This is a genomic window from Parafilimonas terrae, assembly GCF_900115755.1.
GTDB classification, from domain to species: domain Bacteria; phylum Bacteroidota; class Bacteroidia; order Chitinophagales; family Chitinophagaceae; genus Parafilimonas; species Parafilimonas terrae.
This window is the reverse complement of record NZ_FOXQ01000004.1, coordinates 267,950-290,083: the sequence shown is the minus strand read 5'-3', so window position 1 is coordinate 290,083 and position 22,134 is coordinate 267,950. Positions and strand designations below refer to the sequence as shown.

Annotated in this window: 21 protein-coding genes; 7 read left to right on the top strand and 14 right to left on the bottom strand. The window is 40.1% G+C overall.

The window, feature by feature from the left end; translation table 11 throughout:
- The first annotated feature begins 26 nt into the window (after positions 1 to 26).
- Complete coding sequence (locus BM015_RS09200) at positions 27 to 1,454, top strand: Ig-like domain-containing domain (protein WP_090657557.1); 1,428 nt, start codon at positions 27 to 29, stop codon at positions 1,452 to 1,454.
- Between the two features lie 203 nt (positions 1,455 to 1,657).
- Here the strand turns inward: BM015_RS09200 and BM015_RS09195 are convergent, their stop codons facing one another.
- Positions 1,658 to 2,131 (bottom strand): ribonuclease H-like YkuK family protein, encoded by a 474-nt coding sequence (locus BM015_RS09195; RefSeq protein ID WP_090657554.1) that lies wholly within the window; start codon positions 2,129 to 2,131, stop codon positions 1,658 to 1,660.
- Between the two features lie 644 nt (positions 2,132 to 2,775).
- The gene (locus BM015_RS09190) at positions 2,776 to 3,351 is read right to left on the bottom strand and encodes a Crp/Fnr family transcriptional regulator (protein WP_090657552.1); all 576 of its coding nucleotides are present in this window, start codon (positions 3,349 to 3,351) and stop codon (positions 2,776 to 2,778) included.
- 362 nt (positions 3,352 to 3,713) lie between these two features.
- On the opposite strand from BM015_RS09190, the gene BM015_RS09185 reads away from it, so the two are divergent.
- From BM015_RS09185 to BM015_RS09165, 5 genes are all read left to right on the top strand, one after another.
- A complete protein-coding gene (locus BM015_RS09185) occupies positions 3,714 to 4,310 on the top strand; it encodes an acetate uptake transporter (RefSeq protein ID WP_090657550.1) in 597 nt (198 codons plus the stop codon).
- Between the two features lie 239 nt (positions 4,311 to 4,549).
- On the top strand, positions 4,550 to 6,184 hold the full coding sequence (locus BM015_RS09180; RefSeq protein ID WP_090657548.1) for a TldD/PmbA family protein: 1,635 nt from the start codon (positions 4,550 to 4,552) through the stop codon (positions 6,182 to 6,184).
- Between the two features lie 129 nt (positions 6,185 to 6,313).
- Positions 6,314 to 7,651, top strand: coding sequence for a TldD/PmbA family protein (locus BM015_RS09175; protein WP_090657546.1), 1,338 nt, complete (start codon positions 6,314 to 6,316; stop codon positions 7,649 to 7,651).
- A gap of 148 nt (positions 7,652 to 7,799) precedes the next feature.
- Positions 7,800 to 8,600 carry an enoyl-CoA hydratase/isomerase family protein gene (locus BM015_RS09170; protein WP_090657544.1) on the top strand — a complete coding sequence of 267 codons (801 nt, stop codon included), beginning with the start codon at positions 7,800 to 7,802 and terminating at the stop codon, positions 8,598 to 8,600.
- Positions 8,601 to 8,738: 138 nt separating this feature from the next.
- Entirely contained in the window at positions 8,739 to 9,995 is a 1,257-nt protein-coding gene (locus BM015_RS09165; protein ID WP_090657542.1) for a pyridoxal phosphate-dependent aminotransferase, read from the top strand.
- A 25-nt stretch (positions 9,996 to 10,020) separates the two neighbouring features.
- Here BM015_RS09165 and BM015_RS09160 read toward each other — a convergent pair whose 3' ends face one another.
- Complete coding sequence (locus BM015_RS09160) at positions 10,021 to 10,269, bottom strand: hypothetical protein (RefSeq protein ID WP_090657540.1); 249 nt, start codon at positions 10,267 to 10,269, stop codon at positions 10,021 to 10,023.
- 207 nt (positions 10,270 to 10,476) lie between these two features.
- Here BM015_RS09160 and BM015_RS09155 point away from each other — a divergent pair, with 207 nt between their 5' ends.
- Positions 10,477 to 11,562 (top strand): glycosyltransferase, encoded by a 1,086-nt coding sequence (locus BM015_RS09155; protein ID WP_143075807.1) that lies wholly within the window; start codon positions 10,477 to 10,479, stop codon positions 11,560 to 11,562.
- On the opposite strand, the gene BM015_RS09150 is transcribed toward BM015_RS09155, so the two are convergent.
- From BM015_RS09150 to BM015_RS09100, 11 genes are all read right to left on the bottom strand, one after another.
- Entirely contained in the window at positions 11,563 to 12,957 is a 1,395-nt protein-coding gene (locus BM015_RS09150) for an aldehyde dehydrogenase (RefSeq protein WP_218148463.1), read from the bottom strand. It lies immediately after the preceding gene.
- Between the two features lie 16 nt (positions 12,958 to 12,973).
- A complete protein-coding gene (locus BM015_RS09145) occupies positions 12,974 to 13,807 on the bottom strand; it encodes a universal stress protein (protein WP_090657536.1) in 834 nt (277 codons plus the stop codon).
- A gap of 173 nt (positions 13,808 to 13,980) precedes the next feature.
- A complete protein-coding gene (locus tag BM015_RS09140; protein ID WP_245751332.1) occupies positions 13,981 to 16,014 on the bottom strand; it encodes a M13 family metallopeptidase in 2,034 nt (677 codons plus the stop codon).
- Positions 16,015 to 16,402: 388 nt separating this feature from the next.
- The gene (locus BM015_RS09135; protein ID WP_090657534.1) at positions 16,403 to 16,969 is read right to left on the bottom strand and encodes a DsbA family protein; all 567 of its coding nucleotides are present in this window, start codon (positions 16,967 to 16,969) and stop codon (positions 16,403 to 16,405) included.
- A gap of 14 nt (positions 16,970 to 16,983) precedes the next feature.
- A complete protein-coding gene (locus BM015_RS09130; RefSeq protein ID WP_090657531.1) occupies positions 16,984 to 17,442 on the bottom strand; it encodes a redoxin domain-containing protein in 459 nt (152 codons plus the stop codon).
- Positions 17,443 to 17,576: 134 nt separating this feature from the next.
- On the bottom strand, positions 17,577 to 18,353 hold the full coding sequence (locus BM015_RS09125; protein WP_090657529.1) for an alpha/beta fold hydrolase: 777 nt from the start codon (positions 18,351 to 18,353) through the stop codon (positions 17,577 to 17,579).
- 49 nt (positions 18,354 to 18,402) lie between these two features.
- Positions 18,403 to 18,591: a hypothetical protein gene (locus tag BM015_RS09120; RefSeq protein ID WP_090657527.1), complete on the bottom strand. Its 189-nt coding sequence runs from the start codon at positions 18,589 to 18,591 to the stop codon at positions 18,403 to 18,405.
- 217 nt (positions 18,592 to 18,808) lie between these two features.
- A complete protein-coding gene (locus tag BM015_RS09115; RefSeq protein ID WP_090657525.1) occupies positions 18,809 to 19,564 on the bottom strand; it encodes an SDR family oxidoreductase in 756 nt (251 codons plus the stop codon).
- A 189-nt stretch (positions 19,565 to 19,753) separates the two neighbouring features.
- The gene (locus BM015_RS09110) at positions 19,754 to 20,758 is read right to left on the bottom strand and encodes an alpha/beta hydrolase (RefSeq protein WP_090657523.1); all 1,005 of its coding nucleotides are present in this window, start codon (positions 20,756 to 20,758) and stop codon (positions 19,754 to 19,756) included.
- A 78-nt stretch (positions 20,759 to 20,836) separates the two neighbouring features.
- Positions 20,837 to 21,154 (bottom strand): phosphoribosylpyrophosphate synthetase, encoded by a 318-nt coding sequence (locus BM015_RS09105; RefSeq protein ID WP_143075806.1) that lies wholly within the window; start codon positions 21,152 to 21,154, stop codon positions 20,837 to 20,839.
- A 15-nt stretch (positions 21,155 to 21,169) separates the two neighbouring features.
- Positions 21,170 to 22,054 carry an alpha/beta fold hydrolase gene (locus BM015_RS09100; protein ID WP_090657519.1) on the bottom strand — a complete coding sequence of 295 codons (885 nt, stop codon included), beginning with the start codon at positions 22,052 to 22,054 and terminating at the stop codon, positions 21,170 to 21,172.
- Positions 22,055 to 22,134: the final 80 nt, after the last annotated feature.

Genomic DNA, 22,134 nt, shown 5'->3' with positions numbered 1-22,134 from the left:
CCTATGTTTGTATTTTCAGCAATCACATGAAAAGAAATTTTTTAAGTTTCCTTATAATCTTATCCATCCTACAAATCCAGGTTCAGACATTAACATCCTGTGCCAACATTATTCCGCCAACGGGCGGACCAAGGGATTCATTGCCGCCGGTATTGGTTGCTGCAACGCCTAAAGATTCAGCGCTTAATTTTAAAAACAACAGGATAACGCTTACGTTTAATGAATATATTCAGTTAGATAACCAGGCGGTGCAAACGAGCCTGGTAGTATCGCCAAATCCAGAAATAGCGCCGATTATAATGGCGCATTTAAAGGATATTAATATACGGCTGAAAGATTCGCTTAAGCCAAACACCACTTATTCCATCAATTTTGGCAAGGCTTTAAAAGATAATAACGAAGGCAATATTGCTAAAAATTTCACTTACGTTTTTTCCACCGGTGATCATATTATAGATGGGCGGTTAAGCGGCAAAGTACAGCTTGCTGAAACAGGGAAATCTGATTCCACGCTTATTGTTGTGCTGCATAGCAACCTCAATGATTCTGCTGTTAAAAAACTCAGGCCTGATTACTATACCACGCTCGATAGTGCAGGCCGTTTTAATTTTAAATATGTGGCTTATGGCAAATATGCCGTATATGTTTTGCCCAACGATTATACCAAGCGTTACGATGACAGCACGAAACTGTTTGCTTTTTTGGATGAACCGGTTACAATCGATAGCGTTACTTCAGCGGAGCCTGTTATGTTATATGCCTATAATGAATACAGGCCCGGTAAAGAAAACGAAGGTTTTGGGCAACAGCAATCAACTAACCAGCCACCAAGAAAAAAAGGAAATGATACAACCCTAAAATATGCTGTGGCAATGGAAAACGGGCGACAGGATTTGTTAAGCAACCTTGATATAAATTTCCAGGAGAAGCTGGCTACATTTGATTCGTCTAAAATTATTTTGGCCGATAGTAATTTTAAACCGCTTAGTAATTACAGGATTGTTGCAGATACTTCATTTAAAAAATTCACGGTAGAATATCCGTGGAAAGAAGGGGAGTATTTCAGGCTGGTAATTCAGCCGGATGCTTTTGTTGACAGCAGCGGTAAAATGCTGGCCAAAACAGATACCATTAAATTTCAAACTGCAGCAGAAAGTGAATATGGAAGTGTGCGTTTGCGTTTCCCTACAATTGATTTGAGCCTTAACCCTGTATTGCAGTTTACACAAAATGATAAAGTAGTTGATTCGGCTGCATTAACCAGCACCGAGTTTTACCGCAAGCTATACAAGCCCGGCGATTATGAACTGCGCATTTTATATGATGAGGATAAAAACCTTACATGGACGCCCGGCAGCTTTGAACTTAAACGCCAGCCTGAAATAGTAATACGCCTCCCGCGCAAATTAACGGTGAAGAAGAACTGGGATAATGAAGGTGAGATAAATTTATAGCGTTACATCCGGTATTTTTCAGGCGAAGTATAATTGTTTTAAACAAGCAATAATCAATGCTTAATATTCAGTGATTATTTGATAAAGAAAGCGGATAAGGCTGTATAGATTTAGGAAATTGGCGGCGTAGGAATTATTAGCCCCGGAAAACATCCGGAGACGTGAAGTAATTTATTGCAGTGCTTTATTGCACGAAAAGATGATCAGTTGCAGGCTTTATCTGCGCAGCAGCTACTGGCAAATGCTTCAGGCTTTGCTTTAAAAGCGAAGCCCATCCCCATAATATAACCCATAGCTTCACGCAATGCATCATTGCTTTTAAAATGAGGATTGGTATTAATGTCAGCATGCACTTCCATGTCAACATCATACTGAATAAAAAGATTGCAAAGCTCATAAGCCACTTCAATGCTTTTGGCCACTTCAACCAGCATGCGCTCTTTAATATTATAGCGTTGCTTTGTTTTTTCATTATGAATAAACATAAAGCCACCGCTGTGTTCCCGTAGAAAAACAATTACGGTTGCAAACTCCGTTTCACTGCCTTTTACCTGGCTGTCGGTGCCAATGCAAACTTTTAAATGCACGCCTTTGTCGTGCTCGCGCTTGATGGCATCTTCCACAGCCGATTTAATAGGCATGTGAATGGTTTCGCCGTTAAATCTTCTCCATCGCATATAAATATGTTTGTCCCAATTTACAAACAGAAAATTATATGTACTATTATAAGATTATGAACACAGGTGGAAAAAGGCTGGAACGCGGCGTAGATGATTTAATTTTTGCGCCTGTGATATATAAAAAGGGTTTAGGCATTGAAGCATTATAAGTACCAATTATAATGGACAGTTTTGAATGCTGTTAATGTATATGCAGCATGCATAAACAGTAAGAAAATGGCAGGTGATTTCGGGGACTATAATGTTGCAACGGCCTTTAAAGATTTTTTTTCTGATAGAATATTGTTGATAAGGATGGCTGTTTTTAATTTGATAAATTCATTAACGTAATTGAATGTTTCTTGATGTTTGTTAAGAAATAAATTTCAAAACTTAACCTGTGTTAAGCCTGAAAACCTTGCTGCTGTTAGATTCCGTGTAATTGATTCCACATAACTTTTAGTTAGAGTTTATTAATTGCTTGCAACAAGGCAGTATGACCAGCAGGGGAACGGATTTAAAAACGGGAGTAATAATAAACCTTATATTATTACTTAATGTCCTGGCCGTATAAATAGGTAACACAAATGTAAAATGCAAAGCGTTGTTTTGCACTTAACGTTGGTTAAGAAATAAACCGGAAATATTGATGTTGGTTAAGATTATCTGCCGGCTGTTCTTTTTCTTATGCGGCTGAGGCTTTCAGGTTCAATACCAATGATAGACGCTATGTATTTAAGAGAAACCCTGTTGAATATTTGTGGCGTTTGTTCCAGCATATCAAGGTATCGTTCTTCTGGTGTTTTCCTCAGGAAGTTCGTATTCCTGCTAACGATATCAATAAACAGTGATTCGGCTATCAGCCTGCCAAAGCGTTCAAAGGTTTTAGCCTTATCATAGGCCCTTTGGATGGATTCATAATTCAGCATGAATAGTTCGGAATCTTCAAGCGCTTCAATGTTAACCACAGATTCCCTGCGGCATAAGAATGAAACATAATCGCCCGTCCATGAATCCTCTAAAAATATGCGTGTGGTATGCTCTTTATTGCCCGCTGTAAAATAATAACGGAACAATCCTTTATTCACATAAGCAACATAGTGGCAAATTTCTCCGGCTTTTATAATATAATCATACTTTTTCACCTTTTTGTATACGAAAAGTGAAAGGAAAAAGGTTAATTCTTCATCAGTAAAATTCAGATAGCTGTTAAGGTTTTTAATTAAATTTTCAAACATGTCAATCTTTACAGTTTAGTTAGTTGCTTAAACAGTAGTGCAAGCTTTATAAGCAATTAAATGGTTTGCCTAAACCCTTACCCAGCTTTAATCTCAGCACTGCTAAGCCTCAGTTATTCAAAGTAGTTTCTATTTCTTATTACCAAAGTTTATTCCGAATTATTTTGATGAATAGCAGGTGAGAAATGCCAAACATGCCACAAGGCTTAAATTGCCGCGTTTTTAAACGTTCATTACTTCAGTTTAAAATAAATGCATACCACATTCCACAAATATTTTTTAAGTTGTTTGGCTGATGATGCTCAATTTTAAACTTCCTCGTTATTTTTAAACCTTTATTTTTAATCTTTTAAACTTGCTGCATGAATTCAACTAACGATGTTTCTCCAAAAACAATTATCATTAAAGACACAACAGGCAATCCTGCGCCGCTTGGCCTTCTTGGCTTTGGCATGACTACTATTTTACTCAACATTCATAATGCGGGCATTTACGAGCTTGACAGCATGATAATGGGTATGGGCATTTTTATGGGTGGCATTGCACAAATATTCGCAGGCCTGCAGGAATGGAAAAAGAACAACACATTTGGCGCAACGGCATTTACAGCTTATGGCGCTTTCTGGTTATCGCTGGTTGCTTTATGGCTTATACCTAAAACATCTTTTGGTGCGGAATACAAATCCAGCGAAACGGCAGTTGCATGGTATTTATTATTATGGGGCATCTTCACGCTTTTTATGTTTATCGGCACATTAAAACTTAACCGTTTATTGCAGGTGGTTTTCTTTACACTTACCATATTGTTTTTCCTGCTGGCTTTGGGCGATTTTACCGGCAATAAATCTTTGCACACAATTGCTGGTTACGAAGGTATTGTATGCGGTGGCGCTGCATTCTATGGTTGCGTTGCGCAGGTTATAAACGAAGTGCATGGCAGGAAGGTTTTTCCGCTGTAATACAAAATTTCTTTTGCTATAAAGAAGCCTTTATATGGGCTTCTTTTTTAATTATTTTAAGTTTGGATCTGTAAGAAAATGACAACTTTTATTACAGCAGCTGGTTCCTCGCCCCAAAAAATAAGTCAGCAACCTTTCATCAAAAATTTTAGTGATAATATTAATCCCTGCTTAAATTGCTATCATTAAAACTTACAGCTAAAGAGACATAACTATTTTTCACCTCAAAATAATTCCACTTGAAACGCAGAAATTTTTTACAGATTGCCGGCATGGGTGTTGGAGCTTCTATGCTTGCCAACATACCTATAGTCGGTAATGCGGTACCACTCGACAGGCCATGGGACCCGGGCGATGTGGCGCTCAAAAAACAACTGGCCGACGTTGCATTAAATGCAGCCCGCAGCAAAGGCGCCACCTATACAGATGTGCGCATTGGCCGTTATCTTAACCAGTTTGTGGTAACCCGCGAAGACAAGGTGCAGAACATTGTAAACACTGAGTCGTATGGCATTGGCGTTCGTGTTATTGCTAACGGGAGCTGGGGCTTTGCCGCTACGGATAATATGGATAAAGACAGCATTGCCAAAGCAGCAGAGCTTGCAGTGTCCATCGCAAAAGAAAATGCAAGGTTGCTTACCGAACCTGTGCAGCTTGCACCGCAAAAAGGTTTTGGTGAAGTAAGCTGGAAAACGCCGATTGAAAAAAATGCATTTGAAGTGCCGGTTAAAGAAAAAGTTGATTTGCTAATGGGCGTGAATTCGGCAGCAATGCAGGCAGGAGCTAACTACATCAACTCTATTTTGTTTTTGGTAAACGAACAGAAATATTTTGCATCAACAGATGGCAGTTATATAGACCAGGATATTCACCGTATATGGCCAACATTTTTTATCACAAAGATTGATGCAACAACCGGTAAGTTTGAAACCCGCAATGCATTAAGTGCGCCGCGGGGCATGGGCTATGAATACGTGATGCCGTCAGCGGCAGAAAAGATCAGCAGCCAAACCACTTTATACCGTAACAGGTATGATATGATTGAAGATGCAAAGCTTGGCGGTCAGCAGGCTGGCGAAAAAATAAAAGCAAAATCTGTTGAAGCCGGCAAATATGACCTTATTCTCGATCCTTCACACTTATGGCTAACCATTCATGAATCTGTTGGCCATCCCACAGAGCTTGACCGTGTGCTGGGTTATGAAGCCAACTTTGCAGGAACAAGCTTTCTTACATTGGATAAATGGCAATCGAAGAACTTTAAATTCGGCAGTAATAACGTAAATATTTTTGCAGATAAAAAACAACCCGGCTCCCTTGGCGCTGTTGGTTATGATGATGAAGGTGTAGCCACCCAGGAATGGGATTTGATAAAAGAAGGTGTTCTTGTAAATTATCAAACCATACGCGACCAGGCGCATATACTTGGCCTGAATGCATCACAGGGTTGTTGTTATGCAGACAACTGGAGTTCTGTTCAGTTTCAGCGTATGCCCAATGTATCACTTGCTCCCGGCAAATCGCCGCTGGCTGTTGCCGATATGATAAAAAATGTAGAGAAAGGCATTTATATAATTGGCGATGGCTCTTTTTCTATTGATCAGCAGCGCTACAATTTCCAGTTTGGCGGCCAGTTGTTTTATGAAATAAAAGATGGAAAAATTGCGGGCATGCTGAAAGATGTAGCTTATCAAAGCAACACGCAGGAATTCTGGAATTCATGCGTAGCTGTTGCCGATGAAAAGGATTATCGCCTTGGCGGGTCTTTCTTTGATGGTAAAGGCCAGCCACCGCAATCAAGCGCCGTATCGCATGGCGCATCCACTGCAAGGTTTAACGGCGTGAACGTAATTAATACGGCGAGGAAGATATAGCAGGGATGAAGTTGATTAGTTGACAGGTTGATAAGTTGAAATGTAAAGAATGGAATTAGAAATTCAACAAACAAAATTTATGTATATCCCTGTACGAGATAAATTTTTACGGGGACAAAACATTTTAATATGGCAATACTTACAGAACAGGAAGCAAAAACACTTTTACAAAAAGTATTAAGCTATTCAAAAGCAGATGAGTGTGAGGTAAATATCGGCAGCAGCGATGGGGGTAATATCCGTTATGCACGCAACGCCGTATCAACAAGCGGCGGCATTACGCAAAGTACGCTTGTTGTAAGTTCTGCTTACGGAAAAAAACTTGGTGTGGCAACTATTAATGAGTTTGATGATGCTTCGCTGGAAAAAGTGGTAAGGCGTTCTGAAGAGCTGGCACAGCTTGCACCGGAAAACCCTGAATATGTTTCAATTCTCGGGCCTCAGCAATATACTGCGCCCTCAAAAACTTATGTAGAAACAACAGCCGCCATCGATCCCAAATTCAGGACTGATGCGGTTGGAGACAGCCTGCAAATTTCAAAAGACAATAATTTAATTGCCGCAGGTTTTTTGGAAAACAGCGCAGGTTATTCTGCCATGATGAACTCAAAAGGTTTGTTTGCTTATAACACTGCCACCAATATAAATTTTAATCTCACATTACGCACGCAGGATGGCAAAGGCTCCGGCTATGCTTCAAAGGGGTATAATGATGTTTCAAAGCTGGATGTAAAAAGCCTTACCACAGTGGCGGCAAAGAAAGCGGCAGGTTCAGTTGATGCCAAAGCGCTGGAGCCCGGAAAATATACCGTGATACTTGAACCAACAGCGGCTATTGTTTTGCTCGAAACCATGTTTTTTAATATGGATGGAAGAAGCGCCGATGAAGGCAGGAGTTTTATGAGCAAAGCAGGCGGCGGTACGAGGCTTGGGGAAAAACTGGTGGATGAACGTGTAACCATTTATTCAGACCCGTGGAATCCCGATCTTCCCACAAGCACATGGGCCGGAGATGGCAGGCCCCAGGAAAAAATAACCTGGGTGGATAAAGGTGTAATGAAGAACTTATTTTATTCGCGTTACTGGGCGCAGAAACAAGGGGTGAAAGCAGTGCCGCAGCCTGATGCGGTTATAATGGAAGGCGGCACCCAATCGCTGGAAGAATTAATTAAAGGCACAGAAAAGGGCATACTCGTTACACGGCTTTGGTATATACGCGAAGTGGATCCGCAAACCGTATTGCAAACCGGGCTTACAAGAGATGGTACTTTTTATATTGAAAACGGGCAGGTAAAATATCCTGTAAAAAATTTCAGGTTTAACGAAAGCCCCATCATAATGCTTAATAATATTGAAGCGCTGGGTGTGCCTGAAAGAACGGTGAGCGGTGAATCTGGCATTCATGCCCTGATACCGCCAATGAAAATAAGAGACTTTACGTTCAGCTCTTTATCTGATGCGGTATAATTTCAATTCATTTTTCAACATAAAAAGCTGCAAAATTTTTGCGGCTTTTTTGTTGGCGGCAAAGCATGAAGTTTTACGTTTCATCTTTAATTAATAACACTTGCGTATAGTATTTTTTCTTACTTTACTACTTTAAATTATTGCCATTATGATACACGAAATACAGGAAGGTTATGTAAAAACCGAAACGCACCGGGGCATTACAACTATAGAGTTTTTTCATCCGCAAGGCAATTCCCTTCCATATAAAATTTTAGATGAACTTGCCAAATCCATTCATATTGCCGGCCATGATGATGACTGTAAAGTGATTGTGATACGCAGTGCCGGCAGCAATATATTTTGTTCAGGCGCTTCTTTTAATGAGCTTGCTGCCATTAAAACAGAAGCCGAGGGCACTCATTTTTTCAGTGGCTTTGCAAATATCATTAATGCCATGCGCAAGTGCCCTAAAATAGTTATTGCAAGGGTTCATGGCAAATGCATTGGCGGAGGCGTTGGTTTGGTTGCGGCCTGCGATTATGCTATTGCGGTTTCGGGCGCCGACGTAAAGTTGAGTGAGCTTGCCATCGGTATTGGGCCATTTGTGGTGGGACCCATTATTGAACGGAAAATAAATATGTCGGCTTTTAGCCAGTTAGCAATTGATGCCATATCATGGCGCAGTTGCGACTGGGCAAAGCGAAGAAATTTATATGCAGAGCTGCATCCTGATATAGCAAGTTTGGATGAAGCGGTATTAAAGCTATCTACCTTTCTCACACATGCCAATCCCCAGGCTGTGGCGGTGCTGAAAAAAGGTTTCTGGAAAGGCACAGAACATTGGGACGAATTCTTGCATGAACGCGCTGCCATCAGCGGCAGGCTTATTTTAAGTGACTTTAGTAAAATTGCCATTGAACAGTTTAAACAAAAAATGGCAGCGAAGGAAAAGCAATCTTCCAATTAATAGATGAGTTGTGTGTAGTGAATGGTGAGTAGGTTCGCAATGCCAAAATGTGCCCGCAAATGATCAATCCTTACTTATTTCAGAGCGTGAAAATTTACGCAGTCAGGCCACTTTTTTTTCAAACCTTATTTTTGCATAATGGAAAAATTAAGCAGGCTTGCAGAAAATATGATAGGCAGTGAAATTGTTCGCCTTGGAAACGAAATAAATGAACGCAAAAGAAAGGGAGAAAAAATTTTCAATTTTACGATAGGCGATTTTGATCCTGCCGTTTTTCCAATACCTAAGCCGCTGGAAGAACTTATCATCGAATCTTACAAAAATCATTATACTAATTATCCGCCGGCAGATGGCATTATTGAACTGCGTGAAGCTGTTTCCATCTTTCTGAAAGAATGGGGCCAGCTTGATTATGCAGCTTCGGAAGTATTGATTGCTTCCGGTGGCAGGCCGTTGATCTATACTGTATTTAAAACAGTGGTTGATGAAGGAGATAAGGTTATTTACGCTGCGCCTTCCTGGAATAATAACCATTATACTAACCTGCATAAAGGCCGGCATTGCGTGATTGAAGCCACGCCGGAAAATAATTTTATGCCCACTGCTGAAGACATTGCTCCTCATATTAAAGATGCTGCGCTGGTTTGTTTATGCACGCCGCAAAACCCCACTGGCACAACGCTTACAAAAGAATCGCTTTCGGAAATATGCCGGCTTATTGTTGAAGAAAATAAAAGGAGAGGCGCTGATGAAAAGAAGCTGTATTTAATGTTTGACCAGATGTATTGGACACTCACCTATGGTGATATTAAGCATTATAACCCGGTGACGTTGTACCCGGAAATGCGTGCCTATACTATATTTATTGATGGGATTTCAAAAGCCTTTGCAGCAACAGGTGTTCGCGTTGGCTGGGCGTTTGGCCCTGTTGCGGTGCTTGCCAAGATGAAAGCTTTTTTAAGCCATATCGGTGCATGGGCGCCTATGGCCGAGCAACATGCCACGGCGAAATATTTGCCACAAAAGAATTTAGTGCAGCAGCATTTCAGCAGCTTTAAAGCACAACTGGAATTAAGGCTGAGAAAAATTTATGAAGGATTGATTACTTTAAAGAATGAGGGCTTTAATGTTGATGTTATAGCGCCGCAGGCTGCCATTTATTTAACGGTAAAATTTGATCTTGCAGGCAGGAAAACAACAGAAGGTGTATTGAAAACACAGGCAGACGTAACGGAATATTTATTAGGGAAAGCCAAACTTGCCGTGGTTCCGTTTTATGCTTTTGGGGCGGCCGCCGATTCTCCCTGGTACAGGCTAAGTATTGGCACCTGCAAAATAGAAGATATAGAACCTTTTTTGGCTGAACTGAAACAAGCACTGCTAAGGCTGGAATAGATTTATTGAAAAGAATGGATAGTTTCTAATTTTTATTGCTGATAAATACAAAAGGCTTATGATTCTGCTCTTTTAAAATTTGCTTCACCTTATGAAGTTTTGTAATCAGTTTATAACGATTTACATCGATCACTTCATTGGCAATAAAATAAGCCTCCGAGCTTTCTACCCGGAAAAATAAATCATTCAAAAGCGCAATTTCCTGCTCAAGCTCTTGCTGATTTAATTTTTCTTTTTTTGTAAGTACTAGCAGGTCTCTATTGCGGGGGTTCATAGTTTACCTGAGTTTACATTTTAAAAATTTTTTTACCCAACACTTCGTCTTACGGGAGGGCAACCACATTTGGTACGGCTGCTTGGGCTGCAAGATAAAGCAAATACAATCGTTAACATCATAACAAAAAAACCCAGTTTATATTCCCTCTTCATTATTTTGCAATTTCTAAATTACACAGTTTTTAAGCAAACCAACAATTTTTTTTTGAACAAAGATCTGCACATAAAAAAAATTTTAATTGCGCCGCTTGATTGGGGCCTTGGCCATGCAACCAGGTGCATTGTTCTCATTAGATTTTTGCAGAAACTCGGGTGTGCTGTTACTATTGCTGCATCAGGAAAAATAAAAAAATTATTAGAGAACGAGTTTCCCGGAATTATGTTCTTACACCTGCCCGGATATGAAATTTCTTATTCAAAAAACAAACGTTATTTAGTCATTAAAATTTTATTGCAAATCCCTAAAATTTTAAAAATAATAAGGTTTGAACGTAATTGGCTGCATGAAGCACATCACAAATATGGTTTTGATGCTGTTATTTCAGATAACCGTTATGGGTTTTACACAACAGCAACAACCAGTGTTTTTATAACCCACCAGCTTTGCATACAAACGAATATTACATGGCTTGACAGGATGCTGCAGCAGTATAATTACCGTTTCATTAACCGTTTTAATGAATGCTGGATACCTGATTTAAACGGAACGTTAAATATTGCAGGTGCGCTCTCACATCCACAAAAATTACCTGCTATTCCTTCAAAATATATTGGCCCGCTTTCGAGATTAAAAAAAATGGATACAACAATATTAAACTATAAATGGATTGCAATTATTTCAGGGCCTGAACCACAAAGATCAATTTTTGAAAAGAAAATTTTTGAGCTGGCATCCAAAATGCCTGATAAATTTATTATTGTTCGCGGGCTGCCCGGCGAAAACGAGGAGAATTTTATATCACCCAATTGCGCCATCTTCAACCATTTGAACACTGAAGAAATGCAGGCTGCCATTGCACAGAGTGAGTTTGTAATAAGCCGCTGTGGTTATACAACAGTGATGGAAGTTTTATCGCTTCAAAAGAAAGCGGTTTTTATTCCTACGCCCGGCCAAACCGAGCAGGAATATCTTGCACAACATTTATTTGCACAAAAATGGTGTTATACCTTTAACCAGGAAGATGATTTTGAAATGCAGCTTAGAGAAGCAGTTTCATTCAATTATAAGCTGCCTGAAATAAATGCCGGGCAATACAAAGAAGTGCTAAACGATTTTGTTAAGAGGTTGTAATCAGCGAATTATTTTTTTAAACAAATTCAACTTGCCTTTAAAAGGAGGATAACGCAATGAAGGGTCGAACCATGTTGGCGTTTTCATTACAGCTTTAAAATGGCTGAAAGTGTCAAAAGAATATTTACCATGATATTTTCCCATACCGCTTTTACCCCTGCCGCCAAAAGGAAGGTTGTGGTTGGTTAAGTGCCAGCTTGTATTGTTAATACAGCCGCCGCCAAATGCAATGTTTTCAAGCCAGTAATTTTCTTTCTGCTTAGAGGATGTGAACACGTAAAAAGCCAGCGGATTTGTATTATTCTGAATGATGGCTTTTGCTTCTTCATTATTGCTGAAAGTAATTACAGGAAGAATGGGCCCGAATATTTCATCCTGCATTAAAGCATCATTGGTATCGATATGTTCTATAATGGTTGGCTGAACAAATAGATTTTCTTTATCATGATTTCCGCCGTAAATAATTTTTCCTTCTTCAAAGTATTTTATTAAGCGGTTAAACTGTTTTTCATTGATGATTTTTCCATAATCTTCACTGCCTGATGCGTCTGTTGTATAAAACTTTTCAATCGTGTTAATAAGCGTTTTTAAAAATGGTTCTTTAATGCTTTCGTGGAGTAGCAAATAATCGGGCGCCACGCACATTTGCCCGGCATTAGAAAATTTTGTAACAGCAATACGTTTGGCTGCAACCTTTATATCTGCATCGCTTTCTATAATACAGGGCGACTTGCCGCCAAGCTCTAATGTTACCGGCACTAAATTTTCAGCCGCAAGCTTATAAACAGCTTTGCCCGTAATCGTACTGCCTGTAAAAAAAACATGATCAAATATAAATTCCTGCATTAATTGCGGCACCACAACAGAGCCATCGCCTTCTATATAAAAAACGTATTGCGCAGGAAAGCAGGCTTCAATTATTTTTTTCATAACTGATGCTGTTGCAGGCGCCAATTCACTTGGTTTTAATACAATGCAATTACCTGCGGCAATCGCGCCAATAAGCGGTGAAAACAAAAGCTGCAAAGGATAATTCCACGGGCCTATAATTAATACAACACCGAGAGGTTCCGGAATAATATAACTCGCTGATGGAAGGTTAACAAGATTGGTTGGCACTTTTTCTTTGCGCATCCATTTATGCAGGTTTTTTAGTGCTGCGTTTATTTCTGCTATTACAAAACCAATTTCTGTAACCCAGGTCTCTTCTTTATTTTTTTTAAGATCGATATATAAGCACTTATATAATTCTTCCTCGTGCTCAAGAATAGTTTTTTTAAGTTTTAATAGCTGCTGTTTCCTGAATGGATAAGTTTTCGTGACACCACTGTTATAAAAACTTTTTATGGCCTCTAACCTGTCTTTCAGCTTTGTATTGTTTAATATTTCGGGCATTTAATGAAATTGATGATCATTCACGAATAGCCAGCACGGGAATATGGCTATGAAACACTACGGCTTTGCTTTCGCTGCGCCTGAAAATGCTTTCCAGCCACCCGCGTTTTTTGGGTATCATTATTATAACATCTGATTGATGTTTGCCGGCAAAATCATTTATGCCTTCTGTAAGGCTATGCGCCTGCTCAATATAATATTCCGTGTTATACCCTGCGAAATTTGTTTTTAGAAATTCAATCTCTTCTTCTTTCACATTATCCGTATCCTTTTCGCGAACCAAAACATGCAGCGCATCTAATTTCGCGTTGGTAATGTCCAGTATCTTTTTAATATGATCGACAGGCGCAGTTGTTTTTGTATTTTTAAGATCAATGGCCAGTAATATCTTATCCAGCTTTGTGAATTTTGCTTCAGCAGGAACAATGAGCACCGGTATTTTACTATGCTTTGATAAACTTACTGCAGTGCTTCCAAACAGAAGATTTTCCAGTGCACCCGTTGAGCTTACATTCATAACAATAAGATCGGCATTATACTTTTCACTTACATCTATAATGCCGCCTTCAACAACGTTATAATCCACTTCACAAATTAATTGTGTACCGGGAGAAATTTTTTCCCGGAATGTATCCTTTAATTTTTGCATGGCCTGTTCACTCACCTCTTTATACATATCTATTTCATTTAACAGCACCGGCTTGAATTCGGGGTCCTCTGAAATATAAGGCTGATAAGCATTGTATATAATAATCTTTTCAGCATTTAATGATTTTGACAATGCAATTCCGTAAGATATTGTATGATAGGAAGCATCAGAAAAATCAGTTGGGATAAGAATGTTTTTCATTAGTATAGTTTTATTTTTTATAAGAATATTTCATTGATTATAAAATATAATGAAGATATTTTTTTACCGGTTTGCAATACGGTTTTATGTAGTTAAAAATAAATTTTCTTTGCTATCCGGGCTAATATTTACTGATAAAAAAAGCAGCTCCAGGGCTGCTTTTTTTATCAGTGTTACCACACTTTAATTCTTTCGTTTTCCGGCTTATACATTTTATCTCCCGGTTTCACATCGAAGGCCGTGTACCAGGCATCTATGTTGCTTACTGGCCCGTTGCAACGGTACATGCCTGGTGAATGCGGATCGGTTAATATCAGTTGTGCTGCAAAATCAGGTAAGATGTTTAATCTCCAAACCTGCGCCCAGCTTAAGAAGAAACGCTGGTCGGGTGTAAAACCATCAATCTTTTTATTGCTCTTGCCTTCTTCTGTTTTTTTGAAAGCCTCATAAGCAATATTAAGCCCGCCAAGGTCTGCAAGATTTTCACCCAGCGTAAGTTTGCCGTTCACATGAAGGCTGTCGTTCACAGTAAAAGCATTGTATTGGTCAACAACCTTATCTGCACGTTCTGTAAATTTCTTTGCATCAGCAGCAGTCCACCAGTCTTTTAAATTGCCATCTGCAGCATATTGCCTGCCCTGGTCATCAAAACCATGTGTTAATTCATGGCCAATAACAGCGGCAATGCCACCATAATTCACGGCATCATCAGCTTTTTCATCAAAGAACGGGAACTGTAAAATGCCTGCAGGGAAAGCAATTTCATTATTGGACGGGTTATAATAAGCGTTGATGGTTGGCGGCGTCATGCCCCATTTTGTTTTATCAACCGGTTTGCCCATGCGGCTAACATTATCATTATATGCCCATTCATCAATACTGCGCAGGCTGCCGATAAGATCATTCCTGTTTATAACAACGCCTGGATATGTTTCCCATTTATCTGGAAAACCAATTTTGTTTACGATGGCTGTTAGTTTTATAATGGCTTGTTGTTTTGTGCTGTCACTCATCCAGTCAACCCGGTTAATTCTGTCTGCAAAAGTTTGCTGTACATTCTTTACCAGTGCCAGCATGCGCTGTTTGGCGGCATCATTAAAATATTGCTGCACATATAACTGGCCAAGCAATTCACCAAGATTGCGGTCAACCAAGGCACTCATGCGTTGCCAGCGTGGCGTAATTTGTTTCTGGCCGGTTAATACCTGGCTGAACTGAAACTGCCTGTTTACAAAATCGCTGCTTAAATATGCTGCTGAATTTTTAATAACAGCCCATTGCAGGTAAGCTTTCCAAACATTAACCGGCACAGCGGTTAATAAAGAATTAATGGTTTTAAAGAAGGCCGGATTATTGCAAAGCAAACTGTCGGCGCCGGTTACCTTCATCGAAGCAAACAGGTTTTTCCAATCCAGCCCGGACGTTAATTTACTGAAATCATCAACAGAAAATTTGTTGTATGTTTTAACAGGGTCTCTCATTTCAACACGGCTTAACTGTGCTTTTGCCAATGCTGTTTCGAGGTTTAAAATATATTGAGCCTTTTGTTGAGCTGTGGTTTCATCATCGCCCACCAGCTTAAACATATCTGTTATATACTTTACATATTCATTGCGAATATTTTCACTGCGTGCATCATTTTTTAGATAATAATCACGGTCTGGCAAAGAAGTGCCGCCCTGCCTTAATTCAGGAATATATTCATTCACATTTTTATCATCCTGGCCAACAGAAAAACCATATAATAAACCTCCAACGCCTTTTGTGCGCAAAGTGGCAATTTCATTCAGCACCTGTTCCTGCGTTGATAATGCATTTAATCTTTCCAACTCAGGTTTTATAGGTGTATAACCTGATTTTTCAATAGCTGCGCTATCCATTGCTGCTGCATAGAGATCGCCAACACGCTGGTATAAATCATTTTTCGATGCGTTTTTGGCCGCTTCTTCGCAAAGCAGTTTCAGCCTGTCTAAGCTTGCCTGGCGCAGTTCATCAAAACTGCCCCAGCGTGTTTTGGAAGAAGGGACCGGGTTATTTTTTATCCAGCTTCCGTTTGCATATAAATAAAAATTATCGCCCGGTTTTACCTGCATATTCATATTGGTAGGATTAATAAACTTAAAATTCTTTGATGTGGTTTGTGCCATTGCAGTATTTGTAAGGGTAATGATACCAGCGGAGAAAATGAGTGCACCTAATCGCTTCATATAAAAAATTTTTGTGCAAAATAAGAGAAATAAAAATGACCGCTTACGGGTAAAGAGAAGTTGATTGAGTTGATTAGTTGATTAGTTGAAATGTTACGCTAAGAAGCTGTTCAGGTTAATTAAATTTGAAAAAGTTCCTCTTAATTCACATTTTGATTTTCGTTTACAGCAAAGTAAACTTCTATTGTTTGCCCCTGAAAGTTGGTGGAGGAAATATTTTTTACATAAATACTTTCCATCAACTTTCATGATTAATACTACACTTTTTATGAACTTATCCGCATAAACTTTTTTCAACTATTAACGCAAACAGCTTCTTAATAAAGCCTAAGCGCAACGCTAATAAAATAAATATGCAATGCTTAAACTGAAAATAGCGGTAAAATTATTATTGATTATTGAGCATTGCATATTGAGCAGTTTCAGGCGCAGCTATTAACAGGCCTTGCATATACTGCAGCAATTCACTTTCCCGCCACTCACCTTCATATTTATTGCCATTGATATAAAAAGATGGTGTTCTATTTACACCGCTTCGAAGGCCGCTTTCAAAATCACGCTCTACTTTAACGGACTGTTCTTTTTGCTGGATATTATATTTGAATTGCTGAAGGTCAAGCCCAATGTTTTCAGCAAATACAATGATATTTTCAATGTTTAGCCTTTCCTGGTTTTCAAAAATAATGTCATGCATTTCCCAAAATTTATTTTGCAGGGCCGCAGCCTCTGTAGCCACAGCGGCTGCAAAAGCAAACGGATGAACTTTTGAAAGTGGAAAATTCCTGAACACAAATTTTAAATCAGCACCCAGTTCCTGCTGAATATTTTTTACAATTGGATAAGCAAGGCCGCAATACGGGCATTGATAGTCTCCGTATTCAACCAGCTCAATCAGCGCTTTTTCATTGCCATAAATATGATCGTTGCTGTTTATTACCGGTATTAGTTGTTTCATTTGTTTACTTTTTTTTAATTATCTAATTGTTCCAGTGCACTTAATATTCCATCAGCACCGGGATTTATACCAACAGGCGATAAATAACTCCAGCGGATTATTCCGTTTTCATCCAAAACATATAATGCCCGCTGGCATTCTCCTGTTTCATTATTATACACTTTGTACAAGCTGGCCACTTCGCCTTTGGGCTCAAAATCTGCGAGCAATGGAAAATGAAAATTATTATGCTGGCTAAATGCCAGGTGGCACCACCTGCTGTCAACCGATATGCCTACTATTCTGGCATTATGCCGGTCGAAATATTTTTCCATTTCATTGTAAAGGCTCATCTGGTCACCACATACAGGGCTCCAGTCTGCAGGATAAAATGCGAGAATAATTTTCTTGCCTTTTAATTCACTCAGTTTTATTTTTTGATATGGCGAGGAATACAATTCGAACTCCGGCGCCTTTGTTCCTGTTGCTAACATGTAACTCTGTTTATCGGTTATTATTTATTTTTTTCTGCTGTATTAAATCAGCTAACGTTGAACAATCGTGACTGTATATTGTGCCCAACGTTAGCGATTGCCACAGCTTTTAATCATGCTTCATTCATTGTTTTTTATAAATGTTCTGCGGCTTTTATAATGAAGGCGGCAACCTTATCCGGCTGGGATACCATAGGGATATGGCTGCTTGGAAGTTCAAGCGTAACAGCATTTATCAGCTTTGCTTTAAAACGTTCCAGGTCGGGGTTAATCATACCATCTTTTGAAGCAACCACATACCACGAAGGTTTGCTCTTCCAGGCAGGGTTATATACTTTCTCTTCAGTGGCAGATGCAGCCCAGGGTACCTGTGTTGCGTAAATCACCTTTCTTTCACCGGCGGGTAAATCCTGAGCAAAAAATTCGTTGATGCCTTTTAATGATAAAGACAAAAAGCCTGCTGCACTAAGCCTGAGCTCAGGGCCTACCGCTGTTGGAGCCATAGCCGCATTAACATCGTTCACGTTCTGGCCTTCTTCCGGTACAAGCGCAGCCACGTAAACCAGGCCGGCTACTTTAGGGTCTTTTCCTGCTTCTGAAATTACCATGCCGCCATAAGAGTGCCCAACCAAAAGCACCGGGCCGTCTGCTTCTGCAATTGCTCTTTTGGTGGCTTCCACATCGTCTTTAAACGAAGTAAGCGGGTTTTGCACGGCTATTACATGCAGGCCTTTGGCCTGTAATAAAGGAATAACTTTCGCCCAGCTTGACCCATCGGCAAAGGCGCCATGTACCAATACAATATTTTTTACCCCTTTAATATTGGTTTGTGCATCTGCATTTTGCGGCGTGGCAAAAAGAACGCCCGCTGCCAGTAATGCACCTGCTGTAAGTTGTGTAACTGTAAACATAAAATTTGTTTTTGTTGATTAATAAATAGTGTATCATACCGGCAAAAGATCATTCATCATCTTCTGCAAGTATTTCACCGGCTGGCTGATCACCCAACCGTTTGAAATCGTCCAGAAACTCACCGCCATCTGTAATGTTTGTTTCGCGGAGATAAGGATATATGCTTTCCTGGAATGTTTCTGATGAGGCACGCATATTGCCATGCCCGGACTTTTGAGGTAAAAGAACCAGCTTCATAAGAAAACATTTATTGTTTGAAGAAAAAACAGCATGCTGCCATTCGTTTCATTGTGTGGCTGACCAGCTTTTGCGGAGACGCCGCGCCGGCGTGGGTTTGTCTCATGCACGAACGGGTGGAAAGTGCATGCCCTTTACAGCCGCCTCAACGAACTGACACCCGTCATCTTCGTTTCGAAAGGCAGTTATTGAAAAAAATTAAATAATACCGGGGAGCCTATGCTTTTACTAATTGCTGCTTAAACCAATCTTCATATTTAATTTTTCCGAGGCGTGGGCTGGCATCCGAAACCAGTGAATCATCATTTAATTCGGTGCCGAAATATTTAGCGTGCTCATCTACTATTAGTTTCCGGCTGTCTTTTGTTGCATCCAGGTAATAACGTATAAATTCGCTCATGGGCATACGCACCGGCCCGGCCACTTCTGCAATGCCGTTAAGCGGGTTGCCTGTTACAATATCTGCCAGCACTTCCACCACTTCTTCAGATGCTACAGGCTGAAATAGCGCAGGGGATATATGCACTTCATCGCCAACAGTAGCAGCATTGGCTATGCCGCCGGCAAATTCAAAAAATTGTGTAGAACGCAATATGCTATAATGCATGCTTGATGCTCTAATGAGTTCTTCCTGCGCTACTTTTGCGCGGAGATAACCACTATCCGGAAGGCGGTCGGCGCCAACTATCGACATGGCTACATGATGTTTAACACCTGCATGCGCTTCTGCTTCCAAAAGCCTTGAAGTAGATGTTCTGAAAAAATTCCAAACAGCCTCATCTTCAAAAGAAGGTGAATTGGAAACATCTACAACAACATCTGCACCCTTCAATATTTCAGGTAAACCTTCGCCGGTAATGGTATTAACGCCTGAAGATGGCGAAGCTGCAATTGCAGTATGACCGCTCTGCCCAAGCTTTTTTACAAGGTTTGAACCAATAAGGCCGGTTCCGCCGATGACTACAATTTTCATGATTGTTCTTTTTTAGATTTTATGATAAGATTGATATCTTAAATTTTGATGCGATGATTTTTAAAGGAAATGCTGATGCTGTTGAATGATAGGACTGCGTGACACCAAATTGCTTTATTGAAGTGCATTGTCATGCACCGGCTAAGAATATTCATAGCACCAGCATTGTTGCTCACCACAAAACATTTTTTATTTTACAATAGTATCGTTTGGCGTTAATGCCTGTTTTATGGCTGCTGCTGCCTGCAAAAGCGCCACTTTAACGGCAGGCACTTCTGCCAAAGCGTTTAATAAGCCATAATCGTGAATCAACCCGCCATACCGTGTAAGCGTTACTTTTACGCCGGCTTCGTTCAGTTTGTGTGCATAAGCTTCGCCTTCATCGCGCAGCACATCATTTTCAGCCGTTTGAATAAGTGCCGGCGGCAAGCCCTTTAATTGTTCCAAACCGGCATTTAGCGGGGTAGCATATATGTCTTTACGGGCTTTTTTATCTGGCAGGTAATTATCCCAAAACCATATCATCATGTTTCTTGTAAGAAATCTTCCTTCGCCCAATTCTTTATAAGAGCCTGTTTCAAAATTGGCATCGGTTACGGGCCAAAGCATAACCTGGAGTTTTATTGCCGGGCCATTTTTCTCCTTAGCCATTAATGCTATGGCCGCCGTCATATTACCGCCAACGCTATTACCCACCACAGCAAGGTTTTTGCCATCAACGCCTATTTCATCTCCATGTTCGGCCACCCATTTAAGCACAGCATAAATTTGATAAACAGCAACAGGATAATATGCTTCCGGCGAGGGTGTATAGTCGGGAAAAACAGCTACAGCGCCGCTTTTCACCACAAGGTCTCTTACCAGCCGTTTATGTGTTTGATAATCGCCCAGTACCCATCCGCCCCCATGAATGAAAATGAATACGGGCGCCGCCGGTTGCACACCCACAGGTTTTACAATATGTACCTTTACCTGTTCACCGTCTTGTGTTATTGTTCTTTCAGCCTCTTCAATACCGGCATAATTAACCGGAACGGAAGATTGTGCATCAATCAATACTTTCCTGGCGTCTGCCGGGCTAAGCTGTTCAATAGGCTTGCCTGTTCCTGAATTAAGCACTTCAAGAAATGCCCTTACTTCTTTGAATATGCGGGGGTCGTTTTCTGCTTTTGCAGGTTTGTTAATTTGTGACATAACTAATGTATTTATGTATAAGAAATAAAACTGTTTTTAAAATGGTGCTTTTCTTGGTTGGCTTTTTATGCTGAATTATTAACCGCTTATTGCATGCTGAATATGTGCGTTTAATTTTTCCATCATTGCTTCATTTATGTTTGCAGGGCCGGTGTTATAATCGTCTAACAAAGTGCCTTTTAAACCGCCTGAACTGGTGATGGCCAGCAGCAGGCAGCTTACCCCATTTATATTTTCAGGAAACCTGTATGATTCATCCACATTAAAATCCTGCGGATCGAGCCGCATATCCAGGTCGCCACAGTAAAGGCAAACCTTTTGCGTTTTAAAATTTGCCGTATAACCTCTTTGCCTGAGGTCTTTTAAAGCATCGTTGAGGGAATTATAATTTTTCATGTTCATGCATTTTTATTAATAATATAATGATGCGGCTGCCGCTTGTTTAGCAATACCCAGCCGCATAAACTTCATCAGTGATAAATTGAATTTTTCCATTTCTTCGAGAAATAATGCATGGCCGCTGTTTTCAAAAGGAACAAACCATGCATGCGGAATAAGATCGTACAGGCGCTCTGCCAAATCAAACGGGAATACCTCATCTTTTTTTCCATGAAAAATGGCTGCAGGCAAGGTTGTTTCTTTAAGATCAGTATAAAGCGCAGCATCGCGCAGCAACAGCAAACCCTGCTCTATTGCGTAAGGTGAGGCCTGTGTATAAATATTATCGAACCATGGGATTATATTCGATAATACAAACTGGTTATTGCCGGCGCAAAGCCCTGCGAATTTTTTGAAAAAAGCCGGGTGGTCTGAATTGATCAGCCTGATGAGCTCCTCAATATTTTGGTTTAAAGCAATGGACATAGGTTCATATTTTTCGGCCAGGAAAGGCACTGCCGCGCTGCATAAAACCAGCTTGTTAATATGAGCGCCGTTATACCTTGATGCATATCGTATGGCAGCCGCGGCACCTGTTGAAAAACCCACCAGCATAGCGTTATCCACTTCAAGCGTTTCCAGTATTATTTTTATATCATCAGCAAACACATTGTAATTATATTTTCCATATGGCTTATCTGAAAAGCCAAACCCGCGAAGACTTATGCTTATAACGCGATAGCCTGTTTTAACAAAGAACTGATGCTGGTATTCAAACATGGTATTGTTAAATGGCAGGCCATGTATGAACACAATGGGCTCACCCTTGCCAAGGTCTGATATATGCAGTTTTACATTTTTTTCAACTTCAATAAATGAGTGGCGGCCAAATGCTGCCCTTGTGTATTCATATTTCATGAGCCATTATTTTAGTGCGTATTATTTTAGTTTAAGCATCTGTTTCTGCCTGCATGTCCTTCATTTTTTTCATTCATCGG